We start from the raw sequence: 24,439 nt of genomic DNA on the forward strand, positions 1-24,439 counted from the left end.
GATCGGGATGCGATTCGAACGCCTGCGCTCCGTAAGGTGGCGCGGCTCTCCGCGATTCAGTCCATGTCGCTTAAGTGCGCGTGGTGTTGGGCTGGGCCTCCACCACCCTCTCCTTCCCCATCACCGTCAGCTTCACCTTTCTCTTGGTCGGCGCCCAGACCTTTAGGTCCACCTTTTTGCCACCGTCGGACCACGAGACGTCCACGATCAGGCCGCCACGGGCGCGGAGGCCCTTGGCGGAGCCGGATTTCCAAGAGGCGGGGAGGGCGGGAAGGACTTGGATGCGGCCGCCGTGGCTCTGAAGCAGCATCTCAGCGATGCCGGCCGTCACGCCGAAGTTGCCGTCGATCTGGAACGGCGGGTGCGCGCAGAAGAGGTTTGAATACACCCCGCCGCCGTTCGACATGTCGTAGCCCATGTTCCCGACCGGCATCAGGAAGCGCTTGAGGATCTGGTTCGCGTGCTCACCGTCTAGGAGCCGCGCCCAGAACGCGACCTTCCACGCCAGCGACCAGCCGGTGCCCATGTCGCCGCGGCGCTCCAATGAGACGCGCGCGGCCTTGGCGAGCTCTGGTGTAGCCGAAGGAGTGATCTGGTCCGAAGGATACAGCCCGTAGAGCATCGACACGTGGCGGTGGTGCGGCTCGGACTCGTCGTAGTCCTCCAGCCACTCCATGATCTGGCCGTGCTTGCCGACTTGGGTCGGGGCGAGCTTCGCGCGAGTCGTCTCCAGTTCCTTCCGTAGCCCCTCATCCACGCCAAGAACAGAGGATGCGGCGATCACGTTCGCGAACAGTTCGCGTACGATCTGTTGGTCCATCGTGGGGCCCATGCAGGTGTTCAGCGTGCCGTCCTTGATATGGATGTAGGCGTTTTCGGGGGAATTCGAGGGTGCCGTGACCAGCCAGCCGTGCTTAGGTTCGGCGATCAGCATATCCTTGAAGAACAGCGCCGCCTCTCTGAGCGTCGGGTAGACCGCCTTAAGGTACGCCTTGTCTCCCGTGTAGGCGTAGTGCTCCCAAAGGTGCTCGCAGAGCCACCCCGCGCCAGAACAGGTCGAGCCCCAACTGGCGTGCTCGCCGGGCGAAGTGAACTTCCAGGGGTTCGTGATCACGTGCGCCACCCAGCCCCGTGCGCCGTAGTAGGCCTTGGCGGTCTTGCGGCCGTTCGCCACCAGCCCTCGGATGAAGCGGATCAGCGGCAGGTGGCAGTCTCCGAGGCCCGTGACTTCGGCGGGCCAGTAGTTCATCTGCACGTTGATATCGATGTGGAAGTCGCCGTTCCAGGGGGTCTGGTATTCCTCCGCCCAGATGCCCTGGAGGTTCGCGGGCAGAGGACTATCGGGGCGAGAGCTGGAGATGAGCACGTACCGGCCGAAATTGAAGAGCAAGGCGGCGAGAGAGGGGTCCTCATCGCCTTTGGCTTGAGCGACAAGGCGCTCCGGGGTGGGCCTGCCCGATGAGGGTCCGGCCGGGAGGGTCAGATCGCTGCGGCTGTAGAAGCGCCGGAAGTCCCGGATATGGCGATCTGCGAGTTCACCGATCGGGCGCTTCGCGGCCTTGTCCACGTCCGCCATGGCCTTGGCGAGGAAGTCTGGAGTGGTGAAGCTCGTGCGGGCGCTGACAAACAGGAGCGCGCTCTGCCCACCTGTGATTTTGATGCCTTCATCCGTCGCTTCGACTTTCGAATCCGGCGCCACCACGCGCAGCACGCTCACATAGCGGACGCCACGAACGCCCTGTTGCCCGCTGCTCAACTCGCCCTCGAGGATCAGGTCTCGGCCGCTGGCGCGAACCTGGCCCCGCTCTTTCCGGGAGAGCTTTGCCGCAAAGTTCAGCGGACCGCCTCGCATGTTCCAGACGCTGTAGACGATCACTTGGTCTGGCGCCGAAACGTAGCAGGTTCGGAGCTGCACATCCCCACCGGCACTCTCGCAGCTCACCTTGGCCATGGCGTTCCTCAGATCGAGCGATCGTGAATAGGTCTTGGCCTTCGGTGCATTTGGGAATTCGATTTCGAGGTCGCCGAGGGTCTGATAGCACCCGTATGGCACGTCCTTGCCGTTCCCGTGCCCAGATCCCGCTCCCGCACAGACGAACTCCTTCTGCAGGAGTTCCTGCGCCTTGCGGTTCTCGCCGGCGAGCAACAGACGGCGGATCTCCGGAAGCGCCCTGTAGGCGTCTTTGCGATCGCCATCGTAGGGCGATCCAGACCACATCGTGCTCTCATTCAGCACGACGCGCTCGCGCTGGACGCCTCCGAAAACCATCGCCCCAAGCCGCCCATTGCCAAGCGGCAGCGACTCCGTGAACCGTTCAGCGGGCTTATCGAAGGCGATCGTAAAGTTCGGATTCGCCGCCGAGGAAGCGAAATCGAGAGGAAGTGCAGGGACGCCCATCAGTCCAACACCGCTTAGCAAGGCAAGCATGGCCCGATTCTACGCGTAAAGCCCAGAAAAAGCCCATCCGGGTGCGCGGTGTGGTTCGTCCCTAACCATACGCACCCATGAGCAACGTATCCGCCAAGACGGTGGCCTCTTCGCGCACGGAGACCTCGCAGGTCATGACGCCAAACGACGCCAACTTCCTGGGCAAGGTCTTTGGCGGCGCGATCCTATCCATGATCGACCTTTGCGCCTATGCGACCGCTTCACGTTTTGCCGGAAACGTGAGTGTTACAGCAAGCTTTGACCGCGTGGACTTTCATGAATCCATCAACATGGGCGAGGTGGTGACCTGCATCGGGCACGTCTCCTATGTGGGCCGCACGAGCATGGAGGTCACCATCGAAGTCTACGCGGACAACGTGCTTAGCGAAGCGAGGCGCCATACAAACACGGCCCGCGTCACGATGGTCGCGATCAAGGACGATCACCCGGTGGAAGTACCTCGTCTCATCTGCGAGACCCGGGATCAGAAGGTGGCGTTCCTTGAGGGCATGATGCGGCGCGACCTCCGCGCGAAGCGCAAGGAACAGCAGGAGCAGATGGAGCACCGACTCCACGAAATGACGCAAGAGGAGCTTGAGGACCAGTGGACCAGCCCGCATCTTGAGACTTTGTTTGGAGAACCGGGACAATAGCGCTAAGATAAAAGGATGTCGGAGAGAGAGGCGGATGATCGGGACGGCCCGGCGAGTGGGCAGATTCAGGTGCTCGAAGACCACGGAGTCGAGTTCGAGCCGGGGGCTGAGCCGCTAGCTGGAGTTGCGGTCGTTCAGGTTCCGGCAAAACGGCCCGTTTCCAGAAGGCGCCTCTGGGCCTACGGGCTTGTCGCGATTGCGGCGCTTGCCGGAGCGATGGTGTGGATCAAAAGCGAATTCCCGTTTATGTTCATGGATGCGAGCGTCTATGACGTCTATTGGCATGCTCCGGCCGGATGGAAGCCGGTAGAGCAGCGCTCCCCCCTGACCCTCTTTCTCTATCGCCACCCCGAGAGGCACGTCACCATCAGCGGCTTTCAGTACCACGTCGAGAACGAGGTGAACACGAGCCCCGACATGGACGCCGACGGCCTCGCCAACTTCTATCTTGAGACGACGAGAGCCAACCAGCCCGATTGGACGGGGAAGCGGCTCGAGGATCAGCAGTCGGGGGATCTCAAGTTTTCGGTGATCGAACGGTCGCGGAAGGGCAAGGTGGTCTACACCGCCTATGCCGTGCGCGGGAACACGACCATCGGCGCTTCACTGGCCGGCGGCGACGAAAACGAGCGATACGCGCGCGAAACGCTCCCGTTCTTCAGAGACTTCTTGAAGGGCATGTCGCTTAAGCCCACCAAAGGCAGGGGCGAAGGGCACGAGCTGCCGGCGGTGCAAAAGTCTGCTCTGAAGTGAGACGTTGTGGAGCACTATGAAAGGCCCGCGCTACTCCCTGCGATCGTCGAGGCCCTGAGGCAGGAAGGGAAGGACCCGCTTTCGTTTCGGGCGAGCGACCTCGCACCGGTGGACCAACTCCACATCGGCGGTAAACCGGAGGCGTTGGAGCTTATAGAGCGTTCTGGGGTCGAGCCCGGGATGCGCGTGCTGGACGTCGGCTGTGGGCTCGGAGGCCCTGCGCGGCTGTTGGCAGAGCACGGTGCTTCCGTCGTTGCCATAGACTTCACAGGGTCGTATGCTATGGCTTGCGCGGAGCTTTGCGCTCGTAGCGGTTTAGGTGACCGGGTTAAGGTGTTGAGGGGCGACGGGACCCACTTGCCGTTCGACCGTCAGTCGTTTGATGGGGTCTGGATGCAACATGTTAACATGAACATAAGGGACAAAGGAGCCCTCCTGAGGGAGATCCGGAGGGTCCTTCGGCCAGGTGGGACGCTCGCCTACCATGAGGTCTTTCGGGGTCACGGGGGTCCGGTGGCCTATCCCGTGCCTTGGTCTCAAGATGGGCGCTCCAGCACGGTGTCGCCCTACCAAGATTGGGCGTCGGAGATCGAGAAGGCCGGGCTTCTCCGAACTGCTTACGAGGATCGTACGGCGTTCTCTTTGCAGTGGCTTGTCCAGCTCCTTGAGAAGCAACGGGCCTCGCCCCCGAGGCCCCTTGGCTTGTCTTTGCTTTTTGGGGATCTGGCCCCTCAGATGATGTCGAACCTGATGCGAAACCTCGCCGAGCGCCGAATCCAGGTTGTGATGGGGTCGGCGAGGCGTGTGCCCTAGCGAGTCAAAACCTGCTCGACCGTAAAGCGATCTACGACTTCAGCGCTTCGGCGCCGCCGACGACTTCGAGGATTTCCTTGGTGATCGCGGCTTGGCGCTCGCGGTTGGCCTTGAGCGTAAGACTCTGGATCATCTTTCCCGCGTTGTCGGTGGCCGAGGTCATCGCCGTCATTCGCGAGCCGAACTCGCTGGCTGTGGCTTCGAGCATGGCTTGGAGCACCAGAGCGAGGAAGTATCGGGGCAGAAGCGTCTGTACCAGGCTCTTCGCGTCGGGCTCGAACTCGTAGTTGATTGGAGATTGGTGTTCAGGTGACCGGGTGCTCTGGTTGTCAGGTCCCGGAGCATGAGTACCTGAAGACCTGGAAACTTGCGAACCCTCCGCCGGCGGCTCGATGGGGAGCAGTTGCACCACTTGCGGCACCTGGCGGATGGGTGAATAGAACTTGCTGTAGCAGATGTAGAGTTTGGCAATCTCCCCGGACTCGAACATCGCTTGCGAAATACGCGCGATCTCAACCGCATCGTCGTAGCCAGCGCCGGCGCTGGGCGGGTTGTGCGTGTGCGTGACGGTGTAGCCGCGCTTCCCGAAGAACTGCGAGCCCTTCTTTCCCACTGCGATGATCTTGCAGGCGCCCTCAGTGTCGCGAATGAAGTTGGCAGCTGTTCTGTTCAGGTTCGTATTGTAAGAACCGCACAGACCGCGCTCGGCCGTGATCAGAATCAGGCCGTAGTTGTCTCCAGTCTTCTTCTCTAGCAGAGGGTGTGAAGGCAGCTCTCCGCCAGATCCGAGCGAACCCACGACCTCACGCAGCTTCTCACTGTAGGGGCGGGCCGCCAGAGCCCTTTCGGTTGCCTTTTTGAGGCGAGCCGCGGCCACCAGCTTCATCGCGCGCGTGATCTGCTGGATGTTCTTCGCCGCTTTGATGCGGCCCCGGATTTGCTTAAGAGTTGCCATTGTTAGGTATAGGTCATATAAGTCTTATAGGACATATACGTCGTTGCTACGCGGTTACGGCCTCCCTCAGGGGCTTGCCTGAGGTCTGGGACTCCTTGAAGATCGCGGCGTACTCGGTGTAGGCCTTCTTCATGGCTTCCTCGATTTCGGGGGCCACGGCCTTGGTGGCTCGGATGGATTCGACCACGTCCGGATACTTCTCGTGGATGTAAGCGACGGCGCCCTTCTCGAACGCGGCGACCTGCTGGTTGGTCACGTCATCCAGATAGCCGCCGGTTCCGCCATAGATCGCGATGATCTCATCGGTGACATCGTAGCTGACGTGCAGGTCCTGCTTGAGCAGTTCGGTGAGTCGCTGGCCTCGGATGAGCTGCATCTGGGTGGCTTTGTCGAGGTCGCTGGCGAACTGGCTGAACGCCTGCACTTCGCGGAAGTTTGCCATCTCGAGCTTCAGCTTTCCGGCAACCTGCTTCATCGCCTTGATCTGGGCGTTGCCACCCACGCGGCTGACCGAGATGCCCACGTTGATTGCGGGCCGGACACCGGCGAAGAACAGGTCCGGCTCCAGATAGATCTGGCCGTCCGTGATCGAGATGACGTTCGTCGGGATATAGGCTGAAACGTCTCCCTGTTGGGTTTCGATGATCGGCAGCGCCGTCAAAGAACCGCCTCCAAGCTCGTCGTTGACCTTCGCCGCACGCTCCAGAAGGCGGCTGTGCAGGTAGAAGACGTCGCCAGGATAGGCTTCGCGTCCGGGGGGTCTCCGTAGGAGAAGCGAGACCGCGCGATAGGCTTGGGCGTGCTTGGAAAGGTCATCGTAGACCACAAGGGCATGTTGGCCGTTGTCCCGATAAAACTCGCCGATGGCTGCGCCGGCGAACGGCGCCAGGTACTGCATGGCGTTCGGGTCTGAAGCGCCTGACGCCACGATGGTCGTGTATTCCATGGCGCCGTACTCTTCCAGGGTCGCCACAACGCGGGCCACGGAGGACATCTTCTGGCCGATGGCGACGTAGATGCAGTACACAGGACTTCCGCCGGGCTCGTGCGTCGACTTCTGGTTGATGATCGTGTCGATCGTGATGGCGGTTTTGCCGGTTTGGCGGTCGCCGATGATGAGCTCACGCTGGCCGCGGCCGATCGGGATCATCGCATCGATAGCCTTGATGCCGGTCTGAAGCGGCTCAACAACGGGCTGGCGTTGCACGACGCCTGGGGCGATGACCTCAAGCCGGCGGGTTTCGCTCGCTTGGATCGGGCCCTTTCCATCGATAGGCTGGCCCAGCGAGTTCACGACGCGCCCGAGGAGCCCCTTGCCGACCGGAAGCTCGATGATGCGGCCGGTTTCCTTGACCGGGTCGCCTTCCTTGATCTCCGAATCCGGGCCGATAAGCACCGCGCCGATCGAATCCTCTTCGAGGTTCAGCGCGAGGCCCATGACGCCGCCGGGGAACTCGAGGAGCTCTCCCATCTGCGCATCGGGCAGGCCATAGACGCGGGCAATGCCGTCTCCAACCTGGAGGACGGTGCCAACGTATTCGGTCTCGACCTTTCGCTCGAATTTCTCAAGCTCTTGGGTCAGGATCGACGTGATTTCTTCGGGTCGTATTGCCATGGTGGTATTGATTAGTGGGGTTGATCCCCTTCGAGAAAGTCGTTCTGTGAAAATGGAAAGACTGGTGAGAATGGTGAGAGTTGCTCCGGATCCAGACCTGCGTAGCTCGCTCGAAGCTCCCTCACCACGTTTCCTTCCACGCGTTCGATCAAGTTGTAGAGTTTGCGTCCCAACAAATGGAGGGTATCCCTTGCTGCGGCCATCTGCAGTTCCGTCAGATAGCCGAAGTCCTGCGCCAGGATGAGCTGGGTATCGAGCTCGTAAAGGGAACCGCGTGCGACCTTGAGTGCTTTCACGAACATGCCGGCGCTTTCGTGTCCCCAGCCTTCAGCAATGTTGCTCGGAACGGAAATGGCAGCTCTACGTACTTGTTGCTTTAAGCCATAGTCCTCAGACTTCGGAAAGAGTGCGCTTAAGTCATAGACCAAGGAAGCCAGTTGGCGGCCGAGTTGCCAGACTTCAAGCTTCTTGAAGCCTTGCGGCTCGACGCGCAGTTGTGGCACATCGTTCACTGGCCACCTCCTGCAATTCTCACCATTCTCACAACTCTCACCATTCTCACAGTCCCTACGCTTGCTTCAACAGCTCATACCTGAGCTGATCCTTCATGCGCCTTAGCCCGCCTTTGACGGAGCCGTCTAGAACGTAGTTGCCATAGGCCACGCGAACGCCGGCGATGAGGCCGGGATCGACGCGGAACGTCGCCTCAACCTTCTTGCCGGAGGTCTTTTCGAGCTTGTCGACGATTTTCTTGCGGTCGGCGTCCTTCAGCTCGGTCGCTGAAGACACCTGCGCGAAGAGCACCTTCCCCTGTTCGCGCCGGATCTCAACGAACCGGTTGCGTACATCGGGGGTCAGGTCTTCACGCCGCTTGGTGACCAGCAGGCGCAGGGCCGACATCGTGATCTTGGAGAGCTTCGGGCCAAACACGGTCTCCATGATGCGCAGCCTGCGGTCCCTTGGGACGTTCGGGCTGATCATGAAGTCCTTGAACTTCGCGTCCTGCTCCATCAGGTCGGCAACCAGGTTGAGGTCCTCTTCCACGCGAGCCGTCTCGCCGCCGCGTTCCGCGACGTCGAAAAGGGCCTGCGCGTAGCGCCGCGCCACTCGCGTGTCGGCCATGTTAAGCCGTCGCCTCCACCTTGTCGATGAACTCTTCGACGAGCCTTCTGCTCTTCGCGTCGTCCATGCTCTCGCCGACCAATCGCTCGGTTGCCTGGAGCGTCAGGTTGACCACATGCAGCCGTAGGTCGCCCATGATCTTCTGTTTCTCCTGCTCGATTTCAGCGATGGCCGTCTTCTTCAGCTCTTCCGCCTGCTTGACGGCATCCGAGCGAAGCTGATCTCGAAGCGATTGCGCTTCCCGAATCGTGGCCTGGATACTCTCCCTGGCCTCGGCTTCGGTCTGCACGATGCGCTTCTCATAGTCGCTCTTGAGCTGAGCCATTTCCGCGCGCATTTCGGTGGCCTCGGCGAAGGTTCGCTCGAGTTCCGTGGTGCGGCCGTGGATGGCGTCTCCCAGCGGCTTGAAATAGAACATGTTCAAGACTGGGAAGAGGATCAAGAACATTCCGATCATCGAAACGGTCTTGCCAAGGTCCAGCGGGATGCCCTGCGAGGCGAGCGATTCCTGGAAGGCGAGGTGCACTTCCGTGGAAACGTACCAACCCGCAAAGGCGAGCGCAAGACCAACGATGACTATGAAGAGCGTTTTCATGGGCGCAAGAGTATCGAGTGGATCCAGTTCTTCTTGGCGGCGCCAAGCAGCCGGCCTATAGAGCCAACTTACTTGTTGAACGAGCCGGGGGCGACGAACAGGGTCAAAAGGAACGTAAGCTCGACGAACGCAAACGCGATCAGCATGACGGTCTGCAGTTTGCCGAGCGCTTCAGGCTGGCGGGCCATGCCCGACATCGCGCTGTAGCCGATAAGGCCGAAGCCAATGCCCGCGCCGAGTACGGCCAGGCCAAGTCCGATCATCATCATGGTAGTGTGGTTGTCCTCCTTGTATCGCGGTAACTAAAATCGTGGTTAATGGGCGTGCGCTGCTTCCTTTCCGTGCTCTTCCTCGTGGTGCGTGACCAAGGAGATGTAAACGCAGGTCAGAAGCGTAAACACCAGGGCTTGGACGACGACAGTCAGCAGCTTGACGAGAATCAGGAAGCCACCGACGGGAAGGTGGAGCATCGGGCCATATGCCGTGTTGAGCGCCTCGACCGCTGTGTGGCCTCCGTGGATGTTGCCGAAAAGTCGGAGTGAGAGCGAAACGTTCTTCATCAACTCCGAAATCAGTTCGACGACGAAAAGCAAAGGCGTGATAATGATCGCCATCGCAATCGGAAGCTTGGGCCCTGCGAAGTGCCGCATGTGCAGGAAGAAGCCCTTGAACCAGGCTGCAGCCTTGCCCTCGCCATGGGCGATCAGATGGTCGGCGTGGCCCTTGATGCCCTCATGCTGAACATAAGCGATCGCGATGAGCGCCATCGCCAGGTTGAAGCTCAGGTCGGCCGAAGGGGCGCTCGCAAAGAACAGCGCGACACCGTTCGAGATGAAGATGACCATCCAGAGCGTGCCGATAAGCGGGATGTACTTCCTTCCGTGCGGGCCGATGATGTTCAACACCATCGCTTCGACGAATAGATACATCTGCTCGGCGGCCTGGGTGATGGGGTTCTTGAAGACCTTTTTATTCAGCCCCGCTCGTGTGCGGCCAACCAAGAAGGCGATGATGAGGAGGACTAGCCCAACATAAAAAACGAGCCCGAAATAGCCGGGCCCTTCATGCTCGCCTCCGGCAGAGGCAAGGGGCAACATATTGATCGTCCTGACGTCCATCATCCCTGGTTGGTCGCGAGCCGCTTGCCGAGGGATATCCGTTTCCGGAGAACGCAGGTCTTTTGCCTACGCTTCGAAGGTCTACGCATAACCCCCGTCTTTGCGGGTTGATGCCCACGCGACGAGCAACGAGTATACCAAGATGACCCCCGTCAAAAAACACCCCGGGGCGGGGTCGCCGATCTTTTGGGAAACCCTCCACACGACAATGTAGAGGGGGATCTTGGCGAAGAAGGCGAGGATCGAAACGGTCGCGCCGAAGGGGGACGTGGCGCCCCTTCCCACAGCGTCGCCGAGCAGCCCGATGACCATCTTGAGGGCGAAGACGCCGAAGGCTGCCGAAGCGAGCCCGAGCGCCATGCCCTCCACGGCCTTGCTCTGGCCGTATACATAGCTGGCGATCAGAGCGGCAAGTCCAGCGGCGGCCAAGAACACCCAGAGCTTTCCTGTTCTCTTCATTGCCGGAAGCCCTTTTGATGCCTCCGCCCGTTCCGGGCTGGTGGCCTCAAAAGGGGCCTCCTCCAACCCGAAGCGGCGGCTTTCCCAAGATTGTCCTACCTCTCCTCATTTCTCTTGAGCATGAACAGGGCCATGCCCATCCCCAAAGCCGCACCCGCGATGGCGCCGATTCCTGCCCACTGCGAGGTGCCATTCGCCCGATCCACGAACAGCCCGACGACGGCGAACAAAACGGGAAATCCGATGATAGTGTACGCGATGGAGAGCCCAACGCCAAGCCCGCGATAGTCCTCTGCATCCTTCGCTGACCGGCGCTTTGGGATTGAGCCCACGTTTTCGTTGCGCGCGCGGGCGTCCTTGGCCTGGCTCTCGATTCGGCTCAACCGACGCTCCAAATCGGGGTCAATCCCCAAATCCGGGGCGTTCCGGGTCCGTTCCGCGGCCTCCTCCATCTCACCGAGCCTCGTGCCAAAGGTGACGTCGAGCTCCTTCTCAATGCGATCGACGGCCTTCTGCAGGCGCTGTTCGACTTCGTCATCCACGGCGTCCTCGCAGACTGGAGAGTCTGCGCCACGGGGGGGCTCCCCTTTTCCAGGTAGAGGCTCGTCTGGCATACTGGATAAGGTACCGCGGAAACGCGCAAGTTAAGTGAGAGTTGTAGGAATGGTGAGAATTGTGAGCATTGTCCGGGCCCAATCTCACCAATCTCACCACTCTCACCATTCTCACCATTCTCACCGCTCGCACCATGTCCTCCGCCCCCGGACCTCATAAACGCACACTGGACGACGAGATTCAGTATCTGAAGGGCGTCGGACCCAGGAACGCAGGCCTGCTCGCAAAGGTCGGCATCAAGACCGTTCGCGACATTCTGTTCCACCTCCCCAGGCGCTATGAGGACAGGACCAAGCTCCCCAAGATGCAGAGCCTGCGCTCCGGCGACGTGGTGACCGTGCGCGGAAAGCTCCTCGGACTGGAGACCAAGCAGGTGCGCGGCGGGATGGTGATTCTGCGCGCCGTCATCAGCGATGGCACCGGCACGGTCGGGCTCACTTGGTTCAACCAGCCCTGGGTGAAGAAGGCGCTCGAGGGGTTCAAAGGCGAGATCATCGCTTTTGGCCAGGTCAAGGAATCCGGCTGGACCTACGACATCAACAGCCCCGAGTACGAAAAGGTCGATCCTGAGGATGAGGCCGAGGGGTTTCAGCGGATCATGCCCGTGTACCCGCTTAGCGAGGGCCTCCCGCAATGGGTGGTCCGAAAGGCTGCCGTGTCTGCCCTGCAGACCCACGCGGAGCTCCTGGAAGAATCGCTTCCTGCAGCCATCCAGCGGACCCACGGCCTCATGTCCCTCGAACTTGCCATCCAGCGTGTCCACCGGCCCGAGAGCCTTGAGGACGTAGACGCGGCACGGCGCAGGATGGTCTTCGAGGAGTTCCTGTGGCTGCAACTTGCGCTCGGCATGAAGCGGAACGAGACCCACCGCGAATCTGGCGAGCCGTTCCCGATCTCGAAGATGGAGGGGCTTTGGGACGAGATTCACAGGATGCTTCCGTTTGAGCTAACCGGGGCGCAAAAGCGGGTCATCGGCGAGATCTTCTCCGATCTGGAGGCGCCATTCCCGATGAACCGATTGCTGCAAGGCGACGTCGGGTCGGGCAAGACCGCCGTGGCGGCAGCGGCGATGCTTGCCGCGGTCCGGTGCGGCTATCAGGCGGCCCTCATGGCGCCAACCGAGATCCTCGCCGAGCAGCACCGGATGAATCTGGAGAGCCTCTTTGCGCCGCTGGGGATCGAGGTGGCGCTCTTGGTGGGCAGGCAAACCTCCACGGAGCGAAGAAAGGCCCTGGCGCACACCGAAACGGGCAAGGCCGGCATCGTGATCGGCACCCATGCCCTGATTCAAGAAGGCGTCCGTTTCCACAAGCTGGGTTTCGTCGTGATCGATGAGCAGCATCGCTTTGGCGTTCTGCAGCGGGCGGCCCTCAAGGAAAAGGGGTACGGCAACCCTGACGTGCTGGTGATGACGGCCACGCCCATCCCCAGAACCCTGACCATGACCCTTTACGGCGACCTCGATGTGAGCGTCATCGACGAACTGCCGCCGGGGCGAAAGCCGATCAAGACGCACTGGAAGGTGCGCTCGGAGCGCGATTCGGTCTATGAGGGAGTGCGAAAACTCATCGAGGGTGGCCGGCAGGCGTACATTGTGTGCCCTTTGGTGGCCGATAGCGAAAAGATGCTCGCCCAAGCCGCCGAAGATTTACATTACAGGCTTACGCATGAAACCTATCCAGATTTTGCGGTAGGGTTGCTGCACGGCCAAATGAAACCCAAGGAGAAGGACGACGTGATGGCACGGTTTCGGGCGGGCGAGGTCCAGGTCTTGGTGAGCACTACTGTTATCGAGGTGGGGGTCGACGTGCCGAATGCGAGCGTGATGGTCGTCGAAGACGCCAACCGCTTCGGCCTTAGCCAGCTTCACCAGCTTCGTGGAAGGGTGGGTAGAGGCTCGGCGCAGAGCTTCTGTGTTCTGCTAGGCGACGGCCGGACCGAAGACGCCCAGGCCAGGCTGAGCATTATGTCGGAGACCACCGACGGCTTCAGGATCGCAGAAGAGGACCTGAAACTCAGGGGTCCCGGTGAGCTTCTTGGAACCAAGCAAGCGGGCAGTCTGGGCCTAAAAGTGGCCGACCTCTTAAAGGACGGCAGGGTGCTTGAGGAGGCTCGTCAGGCGGCGATGCGAATCCTTGAGAACGATCCCGGACTCTCACAACCGGATCACGCAGCGCTTCGCGAAGGCATGCTGCGACTCCAACCCGAACGCGCCGCCGTCATCACATCCTGAGCCATGAAACTGCCCTTTGTTGGATCAACCCTCCCCCAGATCTCGCCCCTGGAGCTGAAATCAGAGCTTGACGGGAACAACCCGCCCACCCTGCTTGACGTCCGTGAGACAGAGGAACTGGCGATCAGCCATCTGGAGGGAGCCCTGCACATCCCCATGCGGCAACTGCGTCGTGTGCCGGTCCGGCCACCGAAGCTCTTCGGTAGTCCGTTACTTGATAGAGAACGGCTTCACGTCTGTCCGGAACCTGTCCACGGGCATGAACGGCTGGTCCCGCGATGTGGACCCTAACGTGCAGAAGTATTGAAGGTTACTTCAACGCCGCTTCGATCGAGGCAACGAAATCCTTGTCGTCCGGAGTCACGCGGGGAGCGAAGCGCTTCAGCACCTTGCCGTCCTTTCCGACCAGGAACTTGGCGAAGTTCCACTCGATGTCGCCCTTGTTCTCGGTGGACTGCAGCAGCCAGGTGTAGAGCGGGTGGATCCCCTCGCCCTTGACCACGATCTTCGAGAACATCGGGAAGGTGACGTTGTACTTGCCGGTGCAGAACTCCTTGATCTCGGTGTCGGTGCCTGGCTCTTGGCCACCGAACTGGTTCGCCGGGAAGCCGAGGACCACGAGGCCTCTGTCCTTATACGTGGTGTAGAGCTTCTGAAGGCCCTCATATTGGGGAGTGAGGCCGCACTTGCTGGCCACATTGACCACCAGCACCACCTTGCCCTTGAACTTGGCGAGCGGCATCTCCTTGCCGTCGATGTCCTTCATTTTGAAGTCGTAAAGGGAGCCGGCCGCTTTGGGATCGAGGGGCGCGGCCTTCCTCCCAAAGAAGAGGCTGAACGACATGGCGAACACGGGCACGGCGAGCAGGGACAGGATCATTTGAGTTTTCATCTCGATTCCTCGGCAAAGACCGAATCCAGTCTTAGTTTGGCTCTAACTTGACGAGCCTGTAAAGAATGTGCGCATAAATCCTGCTCATTTTGTGCAGGCTTTCGATGCTGAGCCTCTCGTCGGTCTCGTGCGCGTTGCCGTCGCCCTCCCATCCTGTACCGATGCTCACGGTGTTCGGCAGCTTGCGCGCGTAGGTTCCGCCACCCATGGTTCCGGGTTCCTTGTCCTCGCCCGTCTCTTCCTTGTGAACCTCGCAGATGGTCTTGACCAGCGGGTGGTCCAGCGGGAAGTACAGCGAGGGACTGTCGTCCATCGACGCGAGCTTCCAACCGCTTTTGAGCGAGGCCAGGTGGCCCACACACTTGCCTTTGAGCTGTTCGCCGGTCCATGTCACTGGGTAACGGATGTTGAAGAGCAGTTCGATTACGCCCTCGCGCGACGAGACGATGCCGAGGTTGCATGTCAGGTCCTGGCTCTCTTCATCGCGTCCGTGGATGCCAAGGCCGACGCCCGAAATGTGGGCGCTCTCCATGAGTTCATCGTAGAAAGCCTGGGTGCTGAGCGGCGAGAGCTCCCTCAGGAATCGGAAGAGGCGCGTAGCGGCCGAGTCGCCCCCGAAGGGAAACGCGCCGTGGGCGGCTTTGCCGAGCGCGTGAACCTCCAAGCGGCCACCGCTCCAGGTCCACTGAACGTTTTTGTCCCAAGCCGACGCCAACTTGTCCTCGACCTCAGATCGAACCGAGCCCGCCACGTGGACGGAAGCCGAGCAGGCGTCGATGACAATGTTTGGCCGTTGGCCGCCAGAGACCGATACGATCTGGAAGTCCGATTTAGGAGAATCCAGCTCGACGTGGAGGTTGGCGATGCCCTTTTCTCCGTGATAAAGGGGCCAGCCGGAGTCTGGCGCGACGCCGAGCGTCGGTGCTCCCTCGACCTCGTAATACTTCTCCACGCACTTCATGCCCGATTCCTCATTGCAGCCGAAAACGATGCGGATTCGGCCGCCCAGGTTGGGGCAGGTCTCTTTGAGAGCCCTCGCGGCGTAGTAGGAGGCCATCGTGGGGCCTTTGTCGTCGGTGGAGCCCCGGGCGTAGATATAGCCGCCATCGATTTCCGCGCCGAACGGTTCGTGTTTCCAGCCGTCGCCGACGGGCACGACGTCGAGATGCCCGAGCGAGACGATCAGCCGCTCGCCCTCGCCAAATTCGGCATACCCGGCGTAGCCGTCGATGTCCTTCACCCTGAAACCGTCTCTCGCCGCCATCGAGAGCGCCAGATCGAGCGCTTTTCGATTGCCCGCGCCGAAGGGGGCGTTGGGCTCAGGGGTGGACTCGATCGAATTGATGCGCAGCATCTCAATCGTGTCGGAAAGGAGTTCAGCTTCGTGGGCGCGCAGCCAGTCTTGTGCGCGCAAAACGTCGGGTGAAGGCATTCCGAAAGGGTACCCACGGGAGGCGATGCGTGAGGGTGTGTGAGGGTGAATGAGCATGCATGAGGGTGATGAGATTAGGGGAAGATGGGATGATGAGATGAGGGAATATGGGGCCGCCTTTGGTGTGCGGCGACCTTGCGCCGCTTTGGGCACTGCTCGCTTTGCCGTGATCAAGAGACCCCATAGGTAACCCGTGGTGCAGACTCTCCGTCTTCCATCCCAAAGCCGCATGACGAACGGAGAGAGGGAGAAAGGGAGAGAGGGAGAAAGGGAGACAGGGAGAAAGGGAGAGAGGGAGAAAGGGTGAAAGCGACAGCCCATGCTGAGCGCAGACTGTCGTCGCTAGACGCCATTCGGCAGCAGGCCCGAGCGGCCGTCGAAAAGGAAGAAAGAAAGCGCCGGCAGGTTCGGGCGGTTTATTTGAACCTGCTCGGCGCTATCTCTGGTATTCCACTCAGGCTCAAGCATGGCCCCAGTAACGTCACCGGGTATCTGGTAACCCGCAAGCAGAGGTTCAAAGTGGGACTGGCAAGGGCCGTTCCTCCCGGTGCAGGGCGCATGGGACGACTCAGACTGAGAAGGACGGCCATGCTTCGCGGCGTTCCCAGCACTCCAAGTGCCAACATGAAACCATGAAGGTTGCCCGGGCCGCACGCAAAGCCTACATCGAGCAGTTCCGCGATGAACCTGAAGTCGTGGCCTTTGCACCAGGGCGCATCAACCTGATCGGCGAGCACACGGACTACAACGACGGCTACGTGTTTCCCGTGGCGATCGATCGCGGCATCGCCGTTGCGGCGTCGCGGTCGAACGGTTCGGTGAGTGAAATGACCTCTCTTGAGGTCGGCAAGGGTGCGCCATTCGACACCAGCTACCCCATCAACAAAGAACCCAAGAGCTGGACCGTCTACCCGGCCGGCATGGCCTGGGCCATCCATCGGGAGTTCAAGAGGGCCATGCCCAACCTCTGCGCTGTGGTCCATGGAGACTTGCCCGTGGCCAGCGGCGTGAGTAGCAGCGCGGCCATCGAGGTGGCCTTTGGGCGCGTGTATGCCGCCATCGAGGGGTTCGAGCTCGATCCATTCCGGCTGGCGCAGATCGCCCAGCGGTGCGAGATCGAGTTCGTCGGCGTGAATTGCGGGATCATGGACATGACGGCGTCTTCCTGTGCCAAGGCGGGCTGCGCGATGCTGCTCGACACGCGCTCGTTCGAGATCCGGCACGTTCCATTGCCGAAAGGGCTGAGCATCGCGCTTCTCGACACTTGCACGCCGCGAGCCCTGAGCGCTTCCGCCTACAACGAGCGCCGGTCGCAATGCGAAGCGGCGGCCGCGGCCCTGGGCGTTCCGTCCCTGCGTGACGCCACCGAGTCGGCTCTTGAAGCCAAGAAGAACGACCTTCCAGCGACCGTCTTTCGCCGCGCTCGGCACGTCATCACCGAGAATCAGCGGTGCCTTGACTTTGTGGCCGCGCTCGAAGGGGGCGACTTCAGCGCGCTTGGCGACCTCATGGCGGGAAGCCACGCCAGCCTCAGAGACGATTATGAGGTCAGCAGTCCCGAACTGAACGCGATGGTCGAGGCGGCGCTGGCGTCGCCCGGATGCGTTGGCGCCCGCATGACCGGGGCCGGCTTCGGGGGGGCTTGTGTGGCCCTCACACGCTCGAAAGAGGCAGCGAATTTCCTTGATTCGACGAAGGTCGGGTACGCTCAAAGAACCGGCCGGAAAGGGAGTTTTCTGCTCTGTAGCCCAAGTGAGGGGGCGCACATCGTGGAATCCATTTCCTAGCGAACCCGAAGAAGCGATGATTTGGGAACATGCGGGGCTCCCTTTTCTTCTGAGTGTTGAACGGGTACGCAGACTCCTCTGAGGGAACTCCTTTAGGTAGGCCACTGTTTCTGGCAGGGGAAGCTTGCATGCCTCCAGATTTGAGGTACATCAGAGACATGACGTTAGGTTGCCTGTCAGAAGTACCGAGTGGCGAAAAAAAGAGGGCCAAGCATCTCAAATTGATAGGCGCTTGTGGAATGAACCATGTAGGCGGTTATCCAAACCAAAGTGAGGGGTGGGTTCATGGCAATGCCTAGCGCATCGAGATCGGACGTGGCCAAGCGCGGCGTTCGTCTTACAAAGCGAGAAATCGAAGTACTGAGCTTGATTGCACAAGGACACAGCAGCAAGGAAGCGGCTGACGTTCTGTTCGTTTCGAAGCGAACTGTCGATTTTCATCTCGCAAACATCTACGATAAACTTCAAGTGAACAATCGTGTCCAGGCCTTCCGCGCGGCGACGCGTCTCGGTCTGATTCCGTTCGAGCCGGTTTTCGGCGCGATGCGGGACTAAGCGGTCGTTTCACATAAGGTACGGTTTTGCCCGGGAGGGTTTCCTCCCGGGCTTCTGTTTATTGGGCCCGGCCTGAAGCGGTATTCTGTGCCCCGTGAGGATCGCGAGGGCCGTACTGCTCAGGTTTGTCTATGGCCTCGTCAGCCTGATCTTTATCAGCTTCATCACCTTTCTGGCGGATGAGGTCGCCCCTGGAGACGCCGCGACCGTCCGGGCCGGCGAAAAGGCCACCAAAGCACAACTCACCTTGCTCCGGCATCAAATGGGCCTCGATCGGCCGATGATGATCCGCTATGGCGAGTGGCTGGGCAAGGCGGCAAGGTTTGATTTTGGGGAAAGTTATTACGGGACCAAAGAGCCGGTCACCGACATCGTCAAGCGCAACCTCCCCACCACCCTCAAGATAGCCACGAGCGCGATCCTGCTCGCCGCGATCCTCGGCATCTTCTTCGGCACGTTGGCCGCAGTCTGGGAGAACCGTTTCCTTGACCGCACCGTTTTGAGCGTAAGCACTCTGGGGGTGACGCTGCCCAACTTTGTGTTGGCGCCGATCCTCATCTATGTCTTCGCGCTCAAGCTCGACCGGCTGCCCCAGAACTGGACGACCCCCCTTGCGGGCCCCGAGTGGATGTACCTCTTGTTGCCCGTGGTGGTGCTTTCCGCCAGGCCCACGGCCATGCTGACCCGTCTCACCCGTGCCAGCATGGTGGAGACGCTCAAGCAGGAATTCATCAAACTGGCCATCGCCAAGGGTGTGCCCACAAACCGCCTCATCTTCCGACACGCGCTGCGCAACGCCATCCTGCCGGTCGTCACGGCGATCGGTACCAGCTTCGGCTTCTTGCTCACAGGCTCGTTCGTCGTCGAGACGTTCTTCACGTTACCGGGCATTGGGCGTGAGGCCATCGAGGCCATTCAAAAGGGCAACATGCCCGTGGTGCAAGCCTGCATCCTGATAACCGGCCTGATGTTCATCACGATCAACACGCTCGTGGACATGGTGCTGCCGATCCTCGATCCGCGCATTAGGGAGAGCCAGGTATGAAGCGAACCGGCGCTCGGTGGGGGATGATTGTCGGCGGCGCGTTCCTCGTGCTGCTGATCTTGGTGGCGGTCATCTATCCGATGGTGGGTCCTGCCTATACCAAGGAGGTTGGCCCCAAGTTCTCAGGTCCGAGCCTCCAGTATTGGCTGGGCACCGACGAGTTGGGCCGCGACACCTTCGCGCGCGTGGCCTATGGAGCCCGGATTTCCCTGTTCATCGGCTTGGCTGTTCAGGCGATTGCTCTGATTGTGGGGATCGCGGTGGGCACAGCGGGCGTCTTCGCGCCGAAGTGGATCCGCGTTCCGCTCATGCGCTTCACCGATGGCATGTTCGCCTTTCCCGATTTGCTGCTCGCCGTGCTTCTCATCGCGATCTTCGGCATGGGGGTGACGCCAGTGATTGCTGCGCTCGCCATCACCCACTGGCCGGGAACCGCCCGCTTGGTCATGACCCAAACGGCCTCACTGAAGGACCGCGAATTTGTGGTGGCAGCGCGTGCTCTGGGAGCCAACACCTTCTATATCACCGTCAAACACGTCCTTCCACAGATGTGGGGCATCCTGCTCGCAGTGAGCATGGTCGACCTGGCCGGCACGATCCTTGCCGAAAGCACATTGAGCTTCCTTGGCATCGGTGTGCAGGCGCCTGAGCCCAGTTGGGGCAGCCTAATCATGCGGGGGCGGGCGAACATCGAGTCGCACCCCGAGCTGCTCATCTGGCCCTGCCTGGCGCTCAGCGCCACCATCTATGCGTTGAACTTCGTCGGCGACGGCTTGCGCGAATGGCTTGACCCGAGGTCGAAGTAGCTGCACGGTTGTGGGTCTGCTCGCCTAACTCACATAGGCGAAGAGCGAGGTGCGAAGAGCGAACCGATCGCAATACGCGATGGGCGATGGGAACGGTGCGTCGGGCCAGGGGCGACGGTCTCAGCATAGGCCCAAGGGGCCGTAAGGTGAAAGCGAAGGCCCTAGGCCTGGAACGATGGGTATCCCAACCATCTTCTCTATCCCCAATCGGGCGCAAGGCGAAACGAAGGAAGAAGAGCGAGGAGCGAAGGGCTAGGTTTCCCGGTTATCGCATCGCGCATCGGCTGGGTATTGGGCGTAGCCCTGGAAGGGTGCATCTCATCGAGCAAGCTCAGCAAAGGGCGGCCCATCCATCACTTCGATCGCGCGTCAGGCCATCCGCTCAATACCCGTGACGAATCTCTGTAGCGCCCTCGGTTCCTGTAGGAAGAACAGGCTCGGCTCGATCAACTCCAATTCCGAAACGCACAACTTATCTTCGTTATCTCTCATCAAATCGGCCCGCGCGTAGAGGAGCGGACCCGGCGCTGCCTGGATCGCGCGAAGCGCCAATTCGGCCTCCTCCTGAGTCGGCTTGATCGCACTGGAGACCGATTCCTCGTCGCCGCTGAACCGAGGTTTCTTACGGATCGCATGGGTGATCGCCCCGTCGATCCACACCACGGAACACTCACCTTCCGTCTCAACGGATCCGAGAAAGGGCTGGAACATCGGCTCATGGGTCCTGCTGAGCTGATCGACAAACCGCTCCGCGTCCTCTCGCTCGTCCTGTGAAAACACCCTCGTCAGATACGACCCGCAAGAGACCGTCGGCTTGACGACGTACCGATTCCACGGCACCTCCGCCAGGTCCCGACCAATCCAGGTCGTGACCGTCGGGACGCCTTTGGCTTCCAGGTCGTGCAAGTATCGCTTGTTAAGATTCCATCGAACGACGCTTGGCGGGTTCCAAATCCTGGTTTGGCCCTCAACGGCGTCAAGCCAATGGCGAAAAGCCGTTTCATTCCACGGGTAGTCCCAGCAAGAGCGAAGGAGAGCCATGTCGAACTGAGACCAGTTGACGTCAGATTGCCAGGGCACGACCTGCACCTCGAATCCGGCCCGAGACAGCGCCGCGACCGTCATCTCTTCGTCGACATCCGGCTCGGGCAAGGGGTCGCAAGATACGATGGCAAGGCGCATCGCGGGATCGTACCGCAAGCTCCTCATCGTTCTCTTAGCGGTACAATCGGCCCTTCGCATGAGCCAACTCGATCGCCTCCTCGATAGCCTCAAGTACGATTCAAACGGATTGATCCCGGCAGTGATTCAGGATCACGAAAACGGTCAAGTGTTGATGGTCGCGTGGATGAATCGCGAATCATTGGAGCAGACGATAGCGACTGGCAAGTGCACTTATTGGAGCCGCTCGCGGCAGAAGTTCTGGGTGAAAGGTGAAACGAGCGGCCACACCCAGGCAGTCAAGCGCATCGCGATCGATTGCGATCTGGACACGCTACTGATCTGGGTCGACCAGGCTGGGGCGGCATGCCACGAGAACTATAGGTCCTGCTTCTTTAGGGATCTGACGTCGGATGGCCTCACGGTGAACGCTGAGCGCGTGGAAGACTGATGACGTTAGGGCATTAGGGCATTAGGGCGTTGAGGCATTGGGGCATCGGGTGCTAGGGCTGCGGATGGGGGCGGGCTTCAGCCCGCCTTTTTGGGGTCGGCGAGCTTCAGCTCGCGATCAAACAGCCGAATAGAGCCAAACTGAAGCCGTGGCGACGTCCTTTGAGAACCTAAGTCCCCTGCTAGAGAGCGCTATTGCCGAGCGGGTATTTCCCTGCGCCGCCTACGCGATCGGCGTTCCTGGCGACCTTGAATTCGGATTCGCCGGAGCGCACACCTATGCTGCCGCGGCCCCACGAGCCGCTTCAGAAACCCTCTTCGATCTTGCTTCCCTAACCAAACCTCTCTACGTGACGGCCGCCGCCATGCTGCTCCATCAGGAGGGCCGGCTGGACCTGGATGCCCACGCCATAGACATCTGGCCCGAGTTCACCGGAGCGGGCATGGAGGCGATCACGGTGCGCCACTTGCTGCGCCACGACTCGGGGCTGCCGGCCTATCTTCGGATAGAAGACGATGCGCCGACGCCCGGGGAAGCGGCGGCCAAACTGCTCGGACTGCTGCACAAGCCCCTGCCTAGCGATCCGGGGGAAGAGACCGTCTATTCCTGCTTGAACGCAATCTATCTGGATGCCGTTCTACACGAAGTCGTCAATGGCGATGTGAAGATGTTTGTTCGAAAAAAGCTCTATGACACGATCGCTATCCGGCCGCACTTCTTGCCCTCGGAAGAGGATCACGCCCGCTGCGCGCCGACGATCGCCATCGAACCATGGCGGAGACGGGTTCGCGAGAAACAGGGCAAGCCATATGCCGCTGATGCGGTCTTCGTCCAAGGCGAGGTCCACGATCCCCTCGCCTTCCTCCAGGGTGGCGTTTCTGGCAATGCGGGGCTTTTTGGCACGATCGCGGACGTGTCGGGCTTCGCTCAGGAAATGCTGCGGGCATGGCACGGCTCAGGCAAGGTCTTCAGGCAAGAAACGGTCCGTCGTTTCACCGCTCCCGATGCCCCGGGCAAACGTCCGCTGGGATGGGACATCAAGGCCTCCGAGGGGTCGAGCGCGGGATCGCTCTTTGGCCCGCACACTTTCGGCCACACGGGCTACACCGGTACGTCCATCTGGATTGACCCCGAGGCTGCTATTTTCGCGGTGCTTCTTACGAACCGTGTGCACCCGAACGACGACCATGCCGAAGCCATGTTGGCGGTTCGTCGAGCATTCCATGACAACGCGTACCGGCTCCTGACCCAGTAAACTCCCGATATGGAGGGGCAGGGATGGGGCCTGATGCTGGACCTTGTGGCGATCCTCGCTGCCGCTTTCCTGCTCGGTGCGCTCATGGAGCGCTTTCGCCAGGGCGCGGTGCTCGGCTACATCCTCGCCGGCGTGATTTTAGGACCGAGCTGTGCGGGCTTGGTGAAGGACGTCGCCACCGTTCACAGCCTTTCCGAACTGGGTGTCAGCCTGGTTCTGTTCTCGATCGGCCTCGAGTTCTCGGGCCGTGAGCTGCGAAAACTGGGGCGTATCGGCATTGGCGGCGGATCCCTTCAGATCTTTCTCACAGCCACCTTGTTTGCTGCCATCGCCTTGGTCTGCCGGTTGCCGTGGCGCGAGGCGGTGGCGCTTGGCGCGATCGCTTCGCTCAGCAGCACGATGCTGGTCTTGAGGGGCCTCAAAGAGACCGGAGAACTCGACGCGCCCCACGGCAAGGCCTGCTTTGGTGTCCTCCTGGTTCAGGACATCGCGTTGATCCCGCTCGTCCTCCTCTTCACGTTGATCTCGCCTGTGCGCGTGCAAGGCGCCGCGGATTGGCAAGATGTCGGAACAAGTCTGGCCGGCGTTCTCGCGGGCATCAGCGCTTTTGTTCTGATTGCCGTGCTGCTATTGCCGCGACTTCTTTCTTCGCGCGCGATGGCGCGAAACCGCGAACTCCCGATCCTGCTTGCAGTGACCACGTGCATTGGCGCGGCATGGGCGGCCGAAACGATTGGGATTTCGCCCGCTCTTGGCGCGTTTGTAGCGGGCATCCTCTTGGCGGAGACCGGCTTCGCGTCTCAACTCCTCGCCGACGTCGCCCCGCTCAAGGCACTCTTTGCCACCATGTTTTTCGCTTCTATCGGCATGCTCGCGAACCTGCACTGGGTCTGGGGCAACTTGGGGCTGGTGGTCTTGTTCTCGGCGGTGCTGATCGTAGGAAAGACCTTCATGGCGGCCGGCGCGCTTCACGCGCTCCGTCTTCCGCCTATCTCCGCGGCCGCTTCAGGACTCTGCTTGGCGCAGGTCGGGGAGTTGTCGTTCGTTCTGCTTCAACTGGCGCTGACTCTGGGGCTGCTTTCAGAGCGAAGCGGACAGTTGGCCACATCGACGGCGGTCATCTCGCTTCTGGCCTGCCCTTTTCTCGTGGCGAGGAGTTCCAGCCTGGCGGCAGTCCTCGCGATCCCACTCTTGAAGCGAAAGCAAGGGGGCCTGCAGGTCTGGGAGCCGAAAGAAAAGCCGAGCGGGCACGTGGTGGTGGTCGGCTATGGCCAAGCGGGCAGGGAAGCCTGCAGGAGCCTGATCCGGGCTGGCGGCGAGGTGCTGGTGCTGGAGACGAACCGCCGCCTGGTTCACCTGGCCAGGGATGCGGGGATCAAGGCGCTGCTCGCCGATGGGTCGCAAACCGAAAACCTGGAACACGCCGGCTTGGAGCAAGCCAAAGGGCTCATCATCGCTCTTTCCGAGCACCGAACGGTCTCGCTTGTGGCCTCTCAGGCCAAGCGGCTGGCGCCTGATCTTCCCGTCGTGGCCCGCGCGCGCTACCATCTGTTTCACGAAGAAATCGACCTGGCCGGCGCGGACATCGTGGTGGACGAAGAGTCGGAAACTGGGCGGCTTCTTGGCGAAGAAATGGCCCACCATTTGGGCCTCAGGTGGGAGAACGAAGGGTCGTGAGGGAGAGACGGTGAGACGG

At 60.9% G+C, this 24,439-nt stretch carries 25 protein-coding genes and 1 pseudogene; 13 read left to right on the forward strand and 13 right to left on the reverse strand.

Annotation, left to right across the window (positions count from 1 at the left end):
• Positions 1 to 70: 70 nt before the first annotated feature.
• Positions 71 to 2,428 carry a glycoside hydrolase family 95 protein gene (locus tag HZC36_00675; GenBank protein ID MBI5705484.1) on the reverse strand — a complete coding sequence of 786 codons (2,358 nt, stop codon included), beginning with the start codon at positions 2,426 to 2,428 and terminating at the stop codon, positions 71 to 73.
• 77 nt (positions 2,429 to 2,505) lie between these two features.
• Here HZC36_00675 and HZC36_00680 point away from each other — a divergent pair, with 77 nt between their 5' ends.
• Genes HZC36_00680 through HZC36_00690 form a run of 3 tightly spaced genes read left to right on the forward strand, consistent with a single transcriptional unit; the run spans position 2,506 to position 4,647 of the window.
• Positions 2,506 to 3,081 carry an acyl-CoA thioesterase gene (locus HZC36_00680; protein ID MBI5705485.1) on the forward strand — a complete coding sequence of 192 codons (576 nt, stop codon included), beginning with the start codon at positions 2,506 to 2,508 and terminating at the stop codon, positions 3,079 to 3,081.
• Between the two features lie 15 nt (positions 3,082 to 3,096).
• Positions 3,097 to 3,834: a hypothetical protein gene (locus HZC36_00685; protein ID MBI5705486.1), complete on the forward strand. Its 738-nt coding sequence runs from the start codon at positions 3,097 to 3,099 to the stop codon at positions 3,832 to 3,834.
• A 6-nt stretch (positions 3,835 to 3,840) separates the two neighbouring features.
• A complete protein-coding gene (locus HZC36_00690) occupies positions 3,841 to 4,647 on the forward strand; it encodes a class I SAM-dependent methyltransferase (protein ID MBI5705487.1) in 807 nt (268 codons plus the stop codon).
• Positions 4,648 to 4,678: 31 nt separating this feature from the next.
• On the opposite strand, the gene atpG is transcribed toward HZC36_00690, so the two are convergent.
• From atpG to HZC36_00735, 9 genes are all read right to left on the reverse strand, one after another.
• Positions 4,679 to 5,602 carry an ATP synthase F1 subunit gamma gene (atpG, locus tag HZC36_00695; protein ID MBI5705488.1) on the reverse strand — a complete coding sequence of 308 codons (924 nt, stop codon included), beginning with the start codon at positions 5,600 to 5,602 and terminating at the stop codon, positions 4,679 to 4,681.
• Positions 5,603 to 5,648: 46 nt separating this feature from the next.
• Positions 5,649 to 7,217 carry a F0F1 ATP synthase subunit alpha gene (locus HZC36_00700; protein ID MBI5705489.1) on the reverse strand — a complete coding sequence of 523 codons (1,569 nt, stop codon included), beginning with the start codon at positions 7,215 to 7,217 and terminating at the stop codon, positions 5,649 to 5,651.
• 11 nt (positions 7,218 to 7,228) lie between these two features.
• On the reverse strand, positions 7,229 to 7,729 hold the full coding sequence (locus tag HZC36_00705; protein ID MBI5705490.1) for a four helix bundle protein: 501 nt from the start codon (positions 7,727 to 7,729) through the stop codon (positions 7,229 to 7,231).
• Positions 7,730 to 7,784: 55 nt separating this feature from the next.
• Positions 7,785 to 8,339, reverse strand: a complete 555-nt coding sequence (gene atpH / locus HZC36_00710; GenBank protein MBI5705491.1) for an ATP synthase F1 subunit delta — start codon at positions 8,337 to 8,339, stop codon at positions 7,785 to 7,787.
• A 1-nt stretch (position 8,340) separates the two neighbouring features.
• Positions 8,341 to 8,934 (reverse strand): F0F1 ATP synthase subunit B, encoded by a 594-nt coding sequence (gene atpF, locus HZC36_00715; GenBank protein ID MBI5705492.1) that lies wholly within the window; start codon positions 8,932 to 8,934, stop codon positions 8,341 to 8,343.
• 68 nt (positions 8,935 to 9,002) lie between these two features.
• Positions 9,003 to 9,203 (reverse strand): ATP synthase F0 subunit C, encoded by a 201-nt coding sequence (gene atpE / locus HZC36_00720; protein MBI5705493.1) that lies wholly within the window; start codon positions 9,201 to 9,203, stop codon positions 9,003 to 9,005.
• 45 nt (positions 9,204 to 9,248) lie between these two features.
• A complete protein-coding gene (locus HZC36_00725) occupies positions 9,249 to 10,031 on the reverse strand; it encodes a F0F1 ATP synthase subunit A (GenBank protein ID MBI5705494.1) in 783 nt (260 codons plus the stop codon).
• Between the two features lie 102 nt (positions 10,032 to 10,133).
• Complete coding sequence (locus HZC36_00730) at positions 10,134 to 10,511, reverse strand: hypothetical protein (GenBank protein ID MBI5705495.1); 378 nt, start codon at positions 10,509 to 10,511, stop codon at positions 10,134 to 10,136.
• A gap of 95 nt (positions 10,512 to 10,606) precedes the next feature.
• Positions 10,607 to 11,053 (reverse strand): hypothetical protein, encoded by a 447-nt coding sequence (locus tag HZC36_00735; protein ID MBI5705496.1) that lies wholly within the window; start codon positions 11,051 to 11,053, stop codon positions 10,607 to 10,609.
• A 206-nt stretch (positions 11,054 to 11,259) separates the two neighbouring features.
• On the opposite strand from HZC36_00735, the gene recG reads away from it, so the two are divergent.
• Together recG and HZC36_00745 are read left to right on the forward strand one after the other, a co-directional pair.
• The gene (recG, locus tag HZC36_00740) at positions 11,260 to 13,359 is read left to right on the forward strand and encodes an ATP-dependent DNA helicase RecG (GenBank protein MBI5705497.1); all 2,100 of its coding nucleotides are present in this window, start codon (positions 11,260 to 11,262) and stop codon (positions 13,357 to 13,359) included.
• Positions 13,360 to 13,362: 3 nt separating this feature from the next.
• Positions 13,363 to 13,666 (forward strand): annotated as a pseudogene (locus HZC36_00745) (sulfurtransferase).
• Between the two features lie 3 nt (positions 13,667 to 13,669).
• Here the strand turns inward: HZC36_00745 and HZC36_00750 are convergent.
• Positions 13,670 to 14,203 (reverse strand): glutathione peroxidase, encoded by a 534-nt coding sequence (locus HZC36_00750; protein ID MBI5705498.1) that lies wholly within the window; start codon positions 14,201 to 14,203, stop codon positions 13,670 to 13,672.
• Positions 14,204 to 14,282: 79 nt separating this feature from the next.
• A complete protein-coding gene (locus HZC36_00755) occupies positions 14,283 to 15,683 on the reverse strand; it encodes a Sapep family Mn(2+)-dependent dipeptidase (protein MBI5705499.1) in 1,401 nt (466 codons plus the stop codon).
• 303 nt (positions 15,684 to 15,986) lie between these two features.
• Here HZC36_00755 and HZC36_00760 point away from each other — a divergent pair, with 303 nt between their 5' ends.
• The 5 genes from HZC36_00760 (at position 15,987) to HZC36_00780 (ending at position 19,876) form a co-directional block, all read left to right on the forward strand.
• A complete protein-coding gene (locus tag HZC36_00760; protein ID MBI5705500.1) occupies positions 15,987 to 16,319 on the forward strand; it encodes a hypothetical protein in 333 nt (110 codons plus the stop codon).
• The gene (gene galK / locus HZC36_00765; GenBank protein ID MBI5705501.1) at positions 16,316 to 17,470 is read left to right on the forward strand and encodes a galactokinase; all 1,155 of its coding nucleotides are present in this window, start codon (positions 16,316 to 16,318) and stop codon (positions 17,468 to 17,470) included. The genes HZC36_00760 and galK overlap by 4 nt, the downstream gene beginning before the upstream one ends.
• A gap of 285 nt (positions 17,471 to 17,755) precedes the next feature.
• Complete coding sequence (locus HZC36_00770) at positions 17,756 to 18,025, forward strand: response regulator transcription factor (GenBank protein MBI5705502.1); 270 nt, start codon at positions 17,756 to 17,758, stop codon at positions 18,023 to 18,025.
• A gap of 94 nt (positions 18,026 to 18,119) precedes the next feature.
• A complete protein-coding gene (locus tag HZC36_00775) occupies positions 18,120 to 19,070 on the forward strand; it encodes an ABC transporter permease (protein ID MBI5705503.1) in 951 nt (316 codons plus the stop codon).
• Complete coding sequence (locus HZC36_00780) at positions 19,067 to 19,876, forward strand: ABC transporter permease (GenBank protein MBI5705504.1); 810 nt, start codon at positions 19,067 to 19,069, stop codon at positions 19,874 to 19,876. The genes HZC36_00775 and HZC36_00780 overlap by 4 nt, the downstream gene beginning before the upstream one ends.
• A gap of 369 nt (positions 19,877 to 20,245) precedes the next feature.
• Here HZC36_00780 and HZC36_00785 read toward each other — a convergent pair whose 3' ends face one another.
• Complete coding sequence (locus tag HZC36_00785) at positions 20,246 to 21,085, reverse strand: hypothetical protein (protein MBI5705505.1); 840 nt, start codon at positions 21,083 to 21,085, stop codon at positions 20,246 to 20,248.
• Positions 21,086 to 21,116: 31 nt separating this feature from the next.
• Here HZC36_00785 and hisI point away from each other — a divergent pair, with 31 nt between their 5' ends.
• The 3 genes from hisI to HZC36_00800 all read left to right on the forward strand — a co-directional run bounded on the left by hisI (position 21,117) and on the right by HZC36_00800 (position 24,420).
• Positions 21,117 to 21,488 (forward strand): phosphoribosyl-AMP cyclohydrolase, encoded by a 372-nt coding sequence (hisI, locus tag HZC36_00790; protein ID MBI5705506.1) that lies wholly within the window; start codon positions 21,117 to 21,119, stop codon positions 21,486 to 21,488.
• A 148-nt stretch (positions 21,489 to 21,636) separates the two neighbouring features.
• Complete coding sequence (locus HZC36_00795; GenBank protein MBI5705507.1) at positions 21,637 to 22,743, forward strand: beta-lactamase family protein; 1,107 nt, start codon at positions 21,637 to 21,639, stop codon at positions 22,741 to 22,743.
• Between the two features lie 9 nt (positions 22,744 to 22,752).
• Positions 22,753 to 24,420, forward strand: coding sequence for a cation:proton antiporter (locus tag HZC36_00800; GenBank protein MBI5705508.1), 1,668 nt, complete (start codon positions 22,753 to 22,755; stop codon positions 24,418 to 24,420).
• Positions 24,421 to 24,439 lie beyond the last annotated feature (19 nt).

The organism is Armatimonadota bacterium, from assembly GCA_016223145.1.
Classification (GTDB): Bacteria; Armatimonadota; Fimbriimonadia; order Fimbriimonadales; family Fimbriimonadaceae; genus Nitrosymbiomonas.